This is a genomic window from Pseudofrankia asymbiotica (genome assembly GCF_001983105.1).
GTDB lineage: Bacteria > Actinomycetota > Actinomycetes > Frankiales > Frankiaceae > Pseudofrankia > Pseudofrankia asymbiotica.
Map to the genome: position 1 here is coordinate 19,843 of NZ_MOMC01000004.1, position 13,970 is coordinate 33,812.

General features: G+C 72.4%; 10 protein-coding genes and 1 pseudogene. 8 read left to right on the forward strand and 3 right to left on the reverse strand.

Going from position 1 to position 13,970, the window contains the following annotated elements:
• Positions 1 to 263: 263 nt before the first annotated feature.
• Together BL253_RS01450 and BL253_RS01455 are read left to right on the forward strand one after the other, a co-directional pair.
• Positions 264 to 1,229 (forward strand): JmjC domain-containing protein, encoded by a 966-nt coding sequence (locus BL253_RS01450; RefSeq protein WP_338013678.1) that lies wholly within the window; start codon positions 264 to 266, stop codon positions 1,227 to 1,229.
• Entirely contained in the window at positions 1,151 to 2,071 is a 921-nt protein-coding gene (locus tag BL253_RS01455; RefSeq protein ID WP_076812804.1) for an aldo/keto reductase, read from the forward strand. The genes BL253_RS01450 and BL253_RS01455 overlap by 79 nt, the downstream gene beginning before the upstream one ends.
• 67 nt (positions 2,072 to 2,138) lie before the next feature.
• Here BL253_RS01455 and BL253_RS01460 read toward each other — a convergent pair whose 3' ends face one another.
• Complete coding sequence (locus BL253_RS01460) at positions 2,139 to 3,242, reverse strand: sucrase ferredoxin (protein WP_076812807.1); 1,104 nt, start codon at positions 3,240 to 3,242, stop codon at positions 2,139 to 2,141.
• Positions 3,243 to 3,593: 351 nt separating this feature from the next.
• Here BL253_RS01460 and BL253_RS45750 point away from each other — a divergent pair, with 351 nt between their 5' ends.
• Positions 3,594 to 4,139: an LppP/LprE family lipoprotein gene (locus BL253_RS45750; protein WP_076812810.1), complete on the forward strand. Its 546-nt coding sequence runs from the start codon at positions 3,594 to 3,596 to the stop codon at positions 4,137 to 4,139.
• A gap of 167 nt (positions 4,140 to 4,306) precedes the next feature.
• Here BL253_RS45750 and BL253_RS01470 read toward each other — a convergent pair.
• Together BL253_RS01470 and BL253_RS01475 are read right to left on the reverse strand one after the other, a co-directional pair.
• Positions 4,307 to 5,602: pseudogene (locus BL253_RS01470) on the reverse strand (winged helix-turn-helix domain-containing protein); the annotation flags it as partial.
• A gap of 29 nt (positions 5,603 to 5,631) precedes the next feature.
• On the reverse strand, positions 5,632 to 7,425 hold the full coding sequence (locus tag BL253_RS01475) for an FUSC family protein (protein WP_131831431.1): 1,794 nt from the start codon (positions 7,423 to 7,425) through the stop codon (positions 5,632 to 5,634).
• A 152-nt stretch (positions 7,426 to 7,577) separates the two neighbouring features.
• Between BL253_RS01475 and BL253_RS01480 the strand changes: the two genes are divergently transcribed.
• The 5 genes from BL253_RS01480 (at position 7,578) to BL253_RS01500 (ending at position 13,969) form a co-directional block, all read left to right on the forward strand.
• Complete coding sequence (locus BL253_RS01480; RefSeq protein ID WP_076812814.1) at positions 7,578 to 8,018, forward strand: winged helix-turn-helix transcriptional regulator; 441 nt, start codon at positions 7,578 to 7,580, stop codon at positions 8,016 to 8,018.
• Positions 8,019 to 8,225: 207 nt separating this feature from the next.
• Positions 8,226 to 9,425 (forward strand): thiolase family protein, encoded by a 1,200-nt coding sequence (locus BL253_RS01485; RefSeq protein WP_076812817.1) that lies wholly within the window; start codon positions 8,226 to 8,228, stop codon positions 9,423 to 9,425.
• Between the two features lie 547 nt (positions 9,426 to 9,972).
• Positions 9,973 to 10,719, forward strand: coding sequence for a nucleotidyl cyclase domain-containing protein (locus BL253_RS01490; RefSeq protein ID WP_076812821.1), 747 nt, complete (start codon positions 9,973 to 9,975; stop codon positions 10,717 to 10,719).
• Positions 10,720 to 10,724: 5 nt separating this feature from the next.
• Positions 10,725 to 12,905: a hypothetical protein gene (locus tag BL253_RS01495; protein ID WP_076812824.1), complete on the forward strand. Its 2,181-nt coding sequence runs from the start codon at positions 10,725 to 10,727 to the stop codon at positions 12,903 to 12,905.
• On the forward strand, positions 12,902 to 13,969 hold the full coding sequence (locus BL253_RS01500; RefSeq protein WP_076812827.1) for a hypothetical protein: 1,068 nt from the start codon (positions 12,902 to 12,904) through the stop codon (positions 13,967 to 13,969). Before BL253_RS01495 ends, BL253_RS01500 begins: the two co-directional genes overlap by 4 nt.
• Position 13,970 lies beyond the last annotated feature (1 nt).

Sequence of the window (13,970 nt, forward strand, 5' to 3'; positions counted from 1 at the left end):
TCGCGACGGAGCATCTTCTGGTACGCGGTCTCGAGGGCGCGCTCGGCTGGTCCGACGCCGCCCCGCTTGGGCGCCAGTTCGGGCGGGGACGGCTCGAGGACCCATCGCTTTGTGACCGGTTGATGACCCCGTCGCGGCTTCTCGACATTGTGACGAGACGCCGTCTCGAGCCACCCCAGCTGCGCCTCTTCCAAGACGGTCGCGAACTCCATCCAAATGCTTTTCTTCGTCCCCAGGTGAACCGGCGGGGCCAGACGCTGCGCATGGTGGACACCCCGGCGGTGGAAAACCTCCTCGACGCCGGCGTGACGCTGGTTCTCGACGCGGTTGAAATCTTTGACTCCGCGCTGGAGGTCGCCACCCGCGCGTTGCGCTGGTGGTCCCATGAGGTGGTGCAGGTCAACGCCTACCTCACCACCCGCTCAACCGGTGGCTTTCCCCTTCACTGGGATGACCACGATGTGGTCGTCGTCCAGCTCGCGGGAAACAAGACCTGGGATGTCCGAAGCCATTCTCGGCTGGTCCCGATGTACCGGGACGCCGCGCCGAACTCGGTCCCGAGCGAGGACGTGGTCTGGCGGGGCACCCTCACGCCAGGCGACGTCCTGCACATCCCGCGCGGGCACTGGCACCAGGCGACGCACGCGGCCCACGATGAGCCGCTGAGCCTGCATCTGACCTTCGGCTTCGTCAAACGCACCGGCATCGACTGGCTGGCCTGGATCGCCGATCAGGCGCGTGAGCTGGAGATCTTCCGGCGCGACCTGGTCCGTTCCGGTTCCGATGAGGAGCTGGACGCCGAGCGCGCGCGGCTCGAGGCGGCGGCCGTGGAGCTGCTGCGCTCCCGGCCACCGGCCGCCTTCCTGATCGACCGAGAACGGTCGCGGCCCCCCGCGCGGCACGCGCCGGCGCTGCCGGCCACGCACGAGCCGGACGTCGTCGTCTGCGTCACCGAGTTCGCCCCCCACGTCGAGCGCGCTGGCGGTGACCTCGTGATCTACGCCGGAGGTCGAAAGATCACCGTGCGGGAGCGGGCCGAGCAGGCGCTGACGCTGCTGCTCAGCGGCCGCCCGATCGACCTGGAGCAGGCGGGCGTGGAGTGCGGGATCAACGTCAGGCCGCTCGCTCAGATCCTCATCCAGGAGGGGATATGCACAGGCCTGACCGACGAGTCGTCCTCGGCCTATACCGGACTCGTCACCGGCGGGACCTCCTGGAAGCTGCCCTAGCGCACGGCGTCCGGGACCTGGACACCGCTTTCAACTACGCCGGCTTCACCTCCCACGCCCGACTCGCGGCCGCGGCCGCCGACCTGCTGCCCGAGTTCCACCTCTCGACAAAGGTCGGGTTCTTCCCCGCGCCGGCCGGCGCGGGCCCCGGGCAGGAGCCGCCCGACACGGCGCGTCGGCGCGAGCACTCCCTGGACCCGGCCCGGCTGCGGACCGCGCTCGAGACGAGCGCCGACGAGCTGGGCAGAGCGCCCGATGTCGTCTTCCTGCACAACCCGGAACGGACCCTGCGGGCGGCCGGGCCCGAGCAGGGCCATGACCTCTTCCTGGCGGCCTCGGAGATGCTCGCCGACGCGGCCCGGTCCGGGCTCTGCGGCGCCTGGGGAGTCTCGACCTGGGACGCCCAGCCACTCATCGACGCGCTGCGCGCCGGCGGCACCGCGACGCCACCCCGGCCGGAGCATCTGATGCACCGTGCCGGCGTGCTCGTCGGGCCCGACGCGCTGACGGCGGCGGAGATCCTCGCGCGGCTGCTGGGCGTGGACGTCGGCGGGCGCTGGGCGATGAGCCCGTTCAACGGCGATACCCGCCAGTCCTTCTGGGCGGATCTGCGGGTCACCGCCCTGCTCGGCGAACCGCCACCGGCCGGCGTCGGCACGGCGCAGGCCGCGTTCCGGCTCGCCTACGAGCTGCCGCCGGTCACCCGGGTGGCCGTCGGCACGAGCGACCCCACCCATCTGGCGCAGCTCGCCGACGCCGCGTGCCTGGACGTCGACCACGCACGGGTCCAGCGATACCGGACTCTCCTGGAGAGCCGCCAACGCCTCGTCGACGCGTCGTAAGGACTTCTTCGCCGTTCGGGCGCGCGGCGCCGGCCTCAGTGAACCGGGCCGTCAGTGAACCGGCCCGTCAGTGGACGGGGCCGGCGACCAGGAGACTTTCCGTCTCCTCGGTCACGTCGACTTCCCAGTGGTAGACCGGCTTGGACAGCGCCGCCGTGCAGGTGTACTGGATGGCGGCGTCGTCCCGCTGCTCGCGGCGGAGCTCGAGGCGCCAGCGCCGGATGCCGTCATCCACCAGTACGTCGTACCGAGGGGCAGGCTCCGGCCGCGCGGGCGTCGCCATCGACGCCGCCGCGACCCCCTGGAATCCCTTCCGGATCGTCGATGCCAGCCCGGCCGCCGGCCCGGAGAGCAGGGTCTCCGCGCCCGTGGAGAGCGCGGGGAGCGCTCCGGCCGTGAGGTGGTGGCCGACGACCGGGCCGACGATCGGGCCGACGACGCTGATGGCCGGCAGGTCCGCCGGGTCGCGCCGGTGGAACCTCTCCCGGTACCAGATCTCCGCCACCGCCTCGGCGGGCGTGACGCCGAGGCGTCCCCGCAGGTGGGCGAGCGGAAGGAGCCCCTCCTCGACGAGCTCGCGCAGGTCCTCGTCGGCCATCTCGTCGAGCCGGCCCAGCAGGTAGCCGCTCGGCAGCAGGACGGCCGTCGGCGCGAAACGATCCCCGCCGAGATGGCTGACGCCGTAGATGGGCACGTCGGCGACGAGTTGCTGGACCCGGCGGATGAAGCCGCCGCCCCGCACACCGCAGCAGGTGTCGTGCCTGCCGTGGATGCAGACGCCGATGAACTGCGGCACCGTGGTGGGTGCGGCGGCGTGCCAGGAACCGTCCGCCGAGCGCGTGCTGATCTGCCTGCTGTACGTGTCCCAGACGATCGGGCTCTCGGTTGTCGGACGGCCCGGGTACGGGCGGTAGTAGAGCGTCTTGAGGCGGGTAGACGGCGGCAGYCGGAAACCGTCCGGTTCCGCCGGGCGCACCGCCTGCGGCCACGGCCCCGCGACCGGGAGGAAGTGAAAGGCGTCGAAGTTCGGGATGGTTCCGCKCAGCTCTTCGTCAACCAGGCGCGACTGCGCGCCACACCGGGCGAAGGTATGATCGCTCAGTGCCGCGCTCACGTCCCCGGGCGCGGCTTCCGGCCCCGGGAAGTGCTGGGCCTTGTCAGCCTTTGCCACCAGGAACCTCCGAAGTCCGTCAAATCGCGCCACTTAGGTGTACCTAACCTTCTTAGGTGCACCTAACCTTACCCCACCCCCCTCGTTGCGCGCGCGCGGAAGCACTGGTGACGCGGGCCACCGTCCGGTCGGTCGGGACGAACCTCACCTCACGCCGGCCCGAAGGGGTAAGCCGGCCCGTGGGCGGGTAGCTGGGCGGACATGACCGCTGGAAGGTCGACGAGCCCACCGTCACAGCCGTCAGGCGTCGCCGAGAGCGCCGCGGCCTGTAAGCCTGCCGACAGCCGTGCTGGCCGCGACACCCCTCAGGGCGCCCGGCGCATTGGGCGGGGTGCTGGCGGGCGGCGGCTCATGCTCGCGCTCCCGCTCGCGGCTCTCGCGGCGCTGTTGACCGGCGGTGGCTCGGCGGCGGCGGCACCCGCCACCTCAACCACGCCCGGCCGGGTCCCCACCGCCGCGAGCCCGGCCGCCACCGCTCCGGGCCCAGCCGCCACCGCGGCGCCCGGCGGCAGACTGTCCGCCGCCGACGCGGCCGCGGTCGTGCGGGCGAGCGGATACACCCCGACCGACACCTCCGGCTACGACCCGGACCGGACGCTGAGCGTCATCCTCGGCATGCTCGCCACCTCGGCCGACGGCCACCCACAGCGGGCGTTTCTCTTCCATGACGGGCGCTACGTCGCGACGGACGCGGCACTGCCGAGCGCGACCGTCGGCTGGATCTGGTCCACCGACGACACCGTCGCCCTCCAGTACCAGCTCTACCGCCCGGACGACCCGATGTGCTGCCCGACCGCCGGCGCCGCCACAGTCCGGTTCGTCTGGGCCGGCTCAGCGGTGGCCCCGATCGACCCGTTGCCGTCATCTGACTGGGACGCGCCCACCAGCCGCCGGTGAGCGGGGGCCGTCCCAGCCTCGGTACCCGGGACCGCCACGGGGGCCGGCGGAGCGGGCACGATGACCGGGTCGGCCTCCATCCCGGCCGCCAGCGCTCGGCTGAGCGCGGCGGCGAGGGTGCCGCGGGGCGCCACCTCGACCTCGCCGAGGCCCAGCCAGGCCGACATGGCCACAAGCTGGGCCGCGAGCGCCGCCGCGACCGCTCCGGGCGCGGGGACGGACCTCGCGGCGGCGCGCGTCCCCGCGTCGGGCTGGTTCTCCGGCGGCTCCAGCCAGGCGGCCGGCACTCGCAGCACCCCGGCCGCCCGGTCGGCCTTCAGGTCGACCCGGGCGACGAGCCGGTCGCCGAGCAGGAACGGCAGCACGTAGTAGCCGTGGCGGCGCTGGTCCGCGGGCGTGTAGACCTCCAGCTTCACTTCCATGCCGAACATCCGCCGCGTCCGCGCCCGCTCCCATATCAGGGAGTCGAACGGGGAGAGCAGCGCCGCCGCCTCGACGCGGCGCGGGATCACGAGGCCCGGGCGCAGGTAGGCGGGCGACGGCCAGCCGTCCACCGCGACCTCCAGCAGCTCCCCCGCCTCCACCAGCTCGGCCAGCCGGGGGCGGACGGCCGCCGCGGGCAGCCGGAAGTAGTCACGCAGGTCCGCGGCGAGCGCCACCCCGAGCCGGTCCGCGGCGTGCAGCAGCAGCGCGCGGTGCGCCTGCGCCGGGTCGGGTGTCGGGACGGCGCGTACCGCCGCCGGGATCACCCGCTCGGGCAGGTCGTAGGTGCGCTCGAAGGTCGTCCGCCGGCCGGCGGCGCAGACCTGGCCGGTCCAGAACAGGTACTCCAGCGCCCGCTTCCCGTCCGTCCAGCCCCACCACGAGCCCCGGCCGCGCCCCGGCTCGGACAGCTGGGACGCGGTGACCGGGCCGCCCTCGGCGACCTCCGCGAGCGCCCTGGCGACGTAGTCCGCCCGCTCCTGGCCGAACCGCGCGACCCCGCGCCACATGCCGTCGCCCGCCAGGGCGGCCGCGGCCCGCCAGCGCAGCAGCGGCTCCCACTCGATCGGGACGAACGACGCCTCATGGGCCCAGTACTCGTAGGCCAGGCGATCCCGGTGCACATAGTCATCCAGCGCCGGCCGCGCGTAGGGGCCGAGCCGTGACCAGCCCGGCAGGTAGTGCGACCGGCTCAGCACGTTCACCGAGTCGATCTGCAGCACACCGACGCGTTCGAACAGCCACCGCAGCCGCCGCTGGTCCGCCCGCGGTCCCGGCACCRCGGACGCCGGGGCCCGCGTGAAGCCCTGCACCGCGAGCGCCAGCCGCCGCGCCTGCGCCGCCGTCAGCCGTTCCACCGTCGACCGCTCTGCCGTCAGCCGTTCCACCGTCGACCGCTCTGCCGTCGACCGCTCTGCCGTCGACCGCTCTGCCGTCGACCGCTCCATGGGCCCGCCAGCGGGCGTCTCGCCCAGCGTCATGGACGCACAGTACGGCGCGGATCCGACATTCAGCCGGCCGAGGAGCCTGCCCCGGAGCCGCTCGGCGCGCCGTTCTCCGCCGGCGCCGCCGGAACAGCCGGAACCGCCGGCGCCGGCGGGGACGCTGGCGCCCGCGCCGAGGAACCGGCCGGGCCCTGGCCGGCCAGCTCGACCGAGTCATCCGGCTCGGACGGGGCTGCCAACGGCGGGAACACAGCCGACAGGACGGCGACGGCCGCCGCCAGCTCGTCGAACGTGGCGTCGAGCGGCCCCGGCTCGCCGGCCGCGGGCCGCGTGCGCTGGACGGGAACGGCGTTCGCCGGCTCGGGCCGGCCGGCGATGGAGCGGCGGACCGAACCGATCTGGCGCGCGAGCCCGCCGGCCCGCCGCCGCGCCGCGCCGGCCGCGAGGGCGGCCGGAGCATCGGCCACGGCCAGCGCGAGCGCGTCCACGGACTCCCGGCATCCCCACACCGCGCCGACGGCATCCGCCAGGTACGGCGCCGGCCGGCGCGCCGCCCGCCACACCAGCCGGCGCGCGGCGAGGGTGCCCGCGATCAGCTCCAGCTCACCGAGCGCCTCCAGGAACGCCGCCCGGTGAGCCGCGATGGACCCCGTCTCCGCCCTGGCGACGGCCAGCAGCAGGTCGGTGAGCGCGGCGAGCGCCCTGGCCAGGCGCGATCGGGCGAAGTCGCGGGAGCGGACCGGCAGCACCAGCCAGCTCGCGGCGACCGCGAGCACCGACCCGACGGCCATCGCCGCGAGCCGCTCGGCCAGCATGTGCCCGGCGGTGAGGCCGAAGTAGCCGTAGAGCAACGCGAGTACCGACGTCACGCCGGCGGCCCAGAACGCGTAGTGAACGGTGCGCAGGACCAGCGCGGCGGCGAGCACGGCGAAGATCGCGACGACCGTCCAGACGCTGTGCGAGGGCGCCGCGACCAGCGCCGCGGTCGCCACCGCGGTCCCGACCGCCCCGCCCGCGAGGCGGGCGACGCTCTTCACCGCGACGTCGCCGCGACCACGGTTACCGGCGGCGACGATGTAGGCGGTGACCACCAGCCACGGCCAGTGGTCGGGGAAGACGAGCCGCCCGACCAGGAACGCCGCGCCGAGCCCCACGGCCATCTGCGCGGCCATCTTCGTGCTGGCGGGCGTTCGAGGCCCCGCCTTTCGGGCGTCGGGCGCCGGAGCGGCGGCAGTGGCGGCAGTGGCGGCAGTGGCCGCGGTCGCGGCGGCCGCGCCGTCGTCGCCGGTGGTGATGGACGGGGGCGCGGCGCCGGCGGGCGAGGGCAGGAGTCTGAGGCGCTCGGCCAGGGCGTGCAGGGTGAGCACCCAGAAGGACGCGATCACTGCCATCAGTGCGGACCACCAGCGCGTCGAGCCGTCCGGGGCGGCGACGGCCGGCGTGATGAGCAGCGCGATGAACGGCAGCGTCGCGAGCGTGCCGAGGCGGGATGCCGTCGGGCCGAAGCGGCGCACCCAGATGCCGGCGCTGATCCCCAGCACGAACAGGGCGTCACCGAGGTCGGGGTGCTCGATCATCAACCGGCCGACCTCGCTCGCGACCACCGCGACGACGGGCAGCAGGGCGAGCCGGAGCACCATCGGCGCCCGCGCGCGGCCGAGCGCGACGGCCCGGCTCGCGCGGGTCCGCTCGACCCGGGCGAGCGTCAGCGCCAGCACGACGGCCTGGATGACGACGCCGAGGCTCAGGTCCGCCGCGCGCTCGATCTCCAGGGCGGTACCGAAGGACGCGAGAACGGCGGCCATGGTGACCGCGGTCGCCGGCACGCCCCCGCGCAGCGCGGCCGCGACAGCGGTCACGCGCCGCCTTGGAAGGGCGAACGCGGACATGTTCAGCAGCATCTCACCGGTCCCGGCCCGACTGGTAGGTTTGATTTTCGAACTCACTGGGCGCGCCTTCCCGCGGCTTCGGCCGTCAGGGTCGCCCGCTTTCGTGGAGGGAGGCGGTCCCCTTGGCCCAGACCGGGCGAGAGTGCTCGATCGCGAACGCGCTCGCGATCGTGGGCGAGCGGTGGAGCCTGCTCGCGCTCCGCGAGATCAGCCTCGGGGCGACCAGGTTCGACCAGATCGCCCGCAACACCGGCGCGAGCCGCGACATCCTCGCCGCCCGCCTGCGCACGCTCGTCGCGGCGGGCGTCATCGAGCGCCGCCCGTACCAGGAGCATCCGCCCCGCCACGAGTACGTCGCGACCGAGGCCGGCAAGGCCCTGGGACCGGTGCTGCACGCGCTGAGGGAGTGGGGCGACCGCTACGCGACCGAGGGCGAGYCGCCGACGGTCCTGGCGCACGACTGCGGCGCCGAGCTGCACACACAGGCCGCCTGCTCGCACTGCGGCGGTCCGGTCACCTGGGGCGAGAACACCCACTTCGTCCGGCTCGGCACCGTCCACTGACCGTGGCGCGCGGGCCGGCGCCCGGACCCTCCTGACCCGAGCAGAGCAGACCAGACCTCATAGACGTCACCGTCGGCCTTCGACCCATACCCCGTACCCCGTACCCCGTATCCAAGGTCACAACTTCCTCGGTTGCGATTTCCAACCCACTGGCGGTACACCAATACCAGCGAGTTGGGTTCTCCAACCCTCAACGAGGAGGCCGCCATGCGGGACRCAGTGATCGTCGACGCCGTCCGGACCCCGGTCGGCAAGGGCAAGCCGGGTGGGGTGCTCGCCGGCGTGCATCCCGTCGACCTGCACGCCCACGCGATCCGCGCGCTGGTGGAGCGGACGGGAATCGACCCCGCGCTCATCGACGACGTGATTGGCGGAACAGTCGGGCAGATCGGCGAGCAGAGCTCCAACAACGCCCGATGGGCCGCGCTCGCCGCCGGCCTACCCGAGTCCGTGCCAGCGGTGACGATCGACCGTCAGTGCGGCAGCAGCCAGCAGGCGATCCACTTCGCGGCGCAGGGCGTCATCAGCGGCGCGTACGACGTCGCCATCGCCTCCGGCGTCGAGTCGATGAGCACGGTGCCCATCGGCAGCTCGTCCGCCGGCCGCGACGCCTCCGGGCCGGGCGTCGCCGCCCGTTATCCCGACGGGCTGGTACCGCAGGGCATCTCCGCCGAGCTGATCGCACAGCGATGGGGCCTCTCCCGCGCCACGCTCGACGAGTTCGCCGCCGAGAGCCACCGGCGCGCGGCCGCGGCCTGGACCGAGGGCCGTTTCGACGCGGAGGTCGTTCCGCTCAAGGCCCCCGCGCCCGACGGCTCGGGCTCGCCGGTCCAGGTCACCCAGGACCAGTCGATCCGGCCGGCGACGACGGCGGAGGTGCTCGCCCGCCTGCGACCCGCGTTCCGCACCGACGCGTGGGCCGCGCGCTTCCCGGACCTCGACTGGCGCATCACCGCGGGCAACTCCTCGCCGGTCAACGACGGGGCCGCCGCCGTTCTGATCACCGACGGCGACACCGCCCGCCGGCTCGGCCTGCGCCCGCGTGCCCGGCTGCACAGTTTCTCCGTCGTCGGCGACGACCCGCTGCTCATGCTCACCGGCGTGATCCCGGCGACCGAGAAGGTCCTGCGCCGCGCCGGCCTGCGCATCGAGGACATCGACGCCTTCGAGGTCAACGAGGCGTTCGCGAGCGTGGTACTGGCGTGGCAGGCCGAGACCGGCGCGGACCTCGCCAAGGTCAACGTGAACGGCGGCGCCACCGCGATCGGGCACCCGCTCGGCGCCAGCGGCGCCCGGCTGATGACCACGCTGCTGTCGGTGCTGGAGCAGACCGGCGGGCGCTACGGCCTGCAGACCATGTGTGAGGGTGGCGGCATGGCGAACGCGACCATCGTCGAGCGGCTCTGACCCGCGCGCCGAGGACCGGCTCCATCGTCTCCTTCCCCAGCCGCGCCACGCCGCCTTCCCAGCGGTGGGCCGCCCGCCGAGTGACTGGGCCGTGGGGTGACGGCACCGCGCGCCAAGCCGCCGCCTCACGGCCACCGGCACGGGGCCGCCGTGTCGGCCCGCGAGCGGCCGAGACCAGCCCTGAATTGGACATATAACCCATTTCGGTCATCTCGTCACGCCCTCGGAATGCCTCGGAGCGCATGCACCAGACCGTCACTTGCGGAATCGCAAACAATTTCGGTCGTCGCTACGCTCGCGCTCATGAAGCTACGGGGGATACACCGGCGACGGCACCTGCCGCCATGCGGCACGGGGCACGACGCCGCAGAATTCTGGGGACCTCGCCGCGCGGCCGGCCATGGTAAAGAAATGCCGGTCGCCGGCGCGCGCCTGGCGACTTCCACACTCGGATCCCTACGGCTGGAAACCGGATTCATACGGGATCGGCTAACGCACGCTTTGGTTGACTCGGGTCGCCCCCTCCTATGGCGATCGGAGCGCTGAGATGACCGTCGACTTTCGCAACCCCCTACCCGCGACCGTGCTGGCCCTCGACGTCAAGGGCTACAGCGAGCGATCCGCGCCGACACACCTCGCCATCCGCCAGGGCCTACGCGACGTAGTCGCGGAAGGATTCCGACGATCGAACATCGACCCCCTGGCCACTGCCAGCCAGGACACCGGCGACGGCGTGCTCGCGATCATCCCGGCGGAGGTACCCAAGGCGATCGTCGTCGCCGACCTGATCCGTGAACTGGGTGTGGCCGTATCGATCTACAACCGGACCCGGAACGCCGCTGGCCGGCTGCGGCTGCGGGCCGCGCTGCACCACGGCGATGTGATCATTGACGGTACCGGATACGCAGGCGACGCTCCGATCATCACAACCCGCCTCGTCAACGCGCCACCGACCCGCGCGGCACTCGAGGCCGATGGCGGTCAGGACCTGGCGCTCATCCTGTCCGACAGCCTGTACCAAGACACCGTTGCGCAGGGTTTCCGAGGCCTCGACACGGTCGACTTCGTCCAGGTCGAGATCCGCACGGCAAAGTTCCAGGGCACGGCCTGGCTCCGGGCGCAGGGGTCGCACCGGGACGACCCGACGCGGGTGCCCACGGCCCAGCAGTCCCATCAACCCAACCTGGCCGCCCCCGGATCGGCGGCTCCGGCCGGGACGGTGAGCAACCTCGCGATCAGCTCGGTCTATGGGGACATCCACGCCGAGCGCGTGAACTTCGGCATCACCAACTGACGCCGATGACGGACGAAAAAGCGGAACCCGCGCCTGAGCCGAAGGCGGGCCAACCCCGCGACCCGGGCAGGGCCAAGGACGAGGCAATCAAGGAACCGCGGGCGGGCGACGACTCGAYGGATCTCCCCCAGGAGGATCTCGCCGAGCTGCGCCGCGGCCAGCAGTACATCCTGAACATCATCCACGGCGGAGTTTCGGGGGGTGCCAACTTTGGAATAGCGGACGAGGCGGGCGCCAGCCGAGCCAGCGTGGGGCCCATTCCGGAGATGCAGATCACCGAGACGCTGAGGTGCTATGTCCGACCGGGCTCCTTCACAGACGCCCTGGATCGGCTGCGAAGCAGCAACGTCCTGATCCTGCGGGGAGATCCTCAGGTCGGCAAGCATGCCGGCGCGCTCGCCCTGCTGCGTGCCTGCCGGGTCAGGAAGGTCATACGCCTTTCACCAGCGCTCACGCTTACCCAGCTGAGGGAGTTCGCGAGCACTCGAGCCGAGCAGGGCCACGGCTACCTGGTCCAGGACGGGATGCCAGAGCGCGGGGCGGCCGAGGTGGTCAACTTCGAGGCCGCGGAGCTGYGCCGGGAGCTCACCGAACGCGGCGCCTTCCTAATGATCACCACGACCTTCGCCGCGCTCTCGCGCCCACTGGAGTCCCTGACCGTCCCCTGGGTCATGCCGTCAGGATCCGCGCTGCTGACCGCCTACCTCGGATACCTGGGCACGCCGGCCATGTCGAACGAGGACAGCCTCCGCGCCGCGGAGGGAGTCAGGCTGTGTCGCTCTCCTGGCCAGGCCGCCAGATTCGCTTCCGATCTCCACGAAGGTGGAGTGGACGCGGCACTCGCGGCGCTGGACTCCGAGCAACGGTCCGCTGTCCACGACTGGTTCGAGAACGTCCCCCAGCTGCCTGATCTGCTGACGGTCACGACGCTGGCCTTCGCGTACGGCATGCCTATCCGGATCTTCGAGGACGCCCTCGCCCAGCTCGAGGAGCACTTCAGCGACGAACTGGGCCACGAGAAGGCGGCGGCCACGGCGACGACGCGGCCAGCGACGGCGGATGCCACGGCTCAGGTCGGCAACCCCCATGAGCCACGGCCCTACGAGCAGAAACGCGCGCAACGGGTCCGCCCTGGCGGCCTCATCGCGACCATGATGCGGCCTGGCTACACGGTCGACAGCCCCGCCGAGCGAACCATCGTGTTCGGCCGCGACGGCTACCRCAGCCTTGTCCTTGACGAGCTGTGGACCCGCTATGACCAGGGGTTCTGGGATCGGGTGTTCGAATGGCTTCGCTTCCTCGTCCGCGCRCCCGACATGGAGCTGCGCGCCCAGGTCGCACGCGGCCTCGCGGAGCTCTACCGGCACAGTGGCGCGGACGTCGAGAACGAGCTTCTCGTCCCATGGTCGACCGGGTCAGCAACGCAGCGGATGTCCCTCGTCTTCACGCTGTCGTGGATGTGCAACGACCCGACGCTACGTGCGCAGGCACTGCGGCTCACCCTGCGCTGGGCCGAGGCTCCCAACATCCGCCGCCGGATGACCGCGGCTTTGGCGCTCGCCGGGGAACTCGGCCTGCGCTACCCGGCCGATGCCCGTGATTGGTTGTGGCACCTGGCCACCCAGCGAGGAGCCGTCGGCGACGTCGCCACCGCCTCGTTCGGCGTCCTGTTCGCGAACACCGTGGAAAACGGATCCGGCGCGGCGAAGTTGCTAACCCTCCTGGCCCGCGAGGTCGACGGGCACGACGTCGCCAAGGATGGCTGGTGGGCCCTGCACCGCGCCTGCGAGGTAATCCTCTCCCTCCTCCGGGCCGGTGGGCGCTCCACTGGGGAGCAGGGCGACGCGGAGCCCGCACTGCTCACCCTCCTGCGCCGACGGCCGAACCGGTGTGAGGTGGCCGGCCGGCTGTGGGCGGAGGTGCTCCAGAGCCGGCCGCACCGCGGCGAGGCGATCACGCTTCTGGCACGCATGCTGCAGGACCTCKCCGACCACGGGGACCCCGACGGCCTCACCAAGCGACTCGGTGACGCGATCGGGACGTGGCTGCCCGCCGAGTTCCACGACGAGCTGGTCGAGGACCTCACCGCACAGCACACCGGACCGCGTACAGACGTCATCTCCCTTCTCGACATCCTGATCGGCGCCGTCAGGTGCGGCACGACGCAACGGAGAAGCCTTCGATGAACGCACCGCCGTACCCCATCGTCGAGCACCGGACGCTCGACCCAGTCCAGAGGCGAATGATGCGCCGCGGCCGTCGTAACGCCGCGGACCTGCCGAAGCCGGGCGCCGGGACCGTCCTCGTCCTGCAGACGGACCGGCGGTTCGAGATAGTCCCCGCTCGGCACCTCAACGGCCGCGAGGAGGCCGTGCTGGACGCCGTCGCCGTCTACCTGGTCGACGTGACGCGCAACCGGCGGGTGTCCGTATACCTCGAAATACCCTCGTTCGGCGCGACCGGCGACTTCAACCTTCGGGTCGTCTTCTCCTGCACGGTCCAGGATCCGGTCGCCGTGGCACGTGACAACGTCGAGGATGTGGCGGGCCAGTTGCACGACCACATCAGCGAGGACCCGAAGCTCCACGAGATCGGTTACGACTATGACGTCGACAACGCCGAGGACATCGTCGAGGTCCGGCAGCAGGCACAGGCTCGGGTGACCGCGTGGTGCTCGGTGCGGCCGCCGCAGATAGCCGGCATCGCAGTGCGGCTGATCAATGTCGAGGTGCCGACACCCGAGGACCTGCGTCGCCACAAGGGCGAGTTGCGGACCGAACTGCAGCGGTACGAGCTGGACAGCGCCCGGGACGGTCATCTGATCGTTCGCGCCGAGAAGTACGAGGAGGTTGTCGCCCGCGGACCACAGAGCATCGAGGCGATCGCGCTCGTCAAGGGCGAGGTGGGCGCCCACGATCTTGCTGTCCGCGAGCGCGCCCGACGGCACGACGAGATCCGCCTCATGGCGGAGGTCCTGGACACCCTCGGCAAGAACGGCCAGCTGGACCGGATGAACTTCGACCCGCGCCGGATCGCGGAGGAGCTCAGCGAGCGGCTCGCCGGATCCCGGACTCCGCTCGCGCCAACCCACACGCCCGAGTTGTCCCGAGGCGCGGACGGCGCGGTGCGGCCCGGTCCGGACCACGGCGCCGCGGACGGCGGCGGCAACGTCGACGGGCGCTCCTCACGCCCCGCGGTGAGCTCGTACTTCGACGATGACGACGACCATGACTCCAGCGCCGGCCGGTAGC

Coding starts and splice junctions, on each gene's coding strand:
- BL253_RS01490 (WP_076812821.1), top strand. CDS start 9,973: ATGACCGTCGACTTTCGCAACCCCCTACCCGCGACCGTGCTGGCCCTC.
- BL253_RS01500 (WP_076812827.1), top strand. CDS start 12,902: ATGAACGCACCGCCGTACCCCATCGTCGAGCACCGGACGCTCGACCCA.
- BL253_RS01455 (WP_076812804.1), top strand. CDS start 1,151: ATGCACAGGCCTGACCGACGAGTCGTCCTCGGCCTATACCGGACTCGT.
- BL253_RS01450 (WP_338013678.1), top strand. CDS start 264: ATGGTGGACACCCCGGCGGTGGAAAACCTCCTCGACGCCGGCGTGACG.
- BL253_RS45750 (WP_076812810.1), top strand. CDS start 3,594: ATGCTCGCGCTCCCGCTCGCGGCTCTCGCGGCGCTGTTGACCGGCGGT.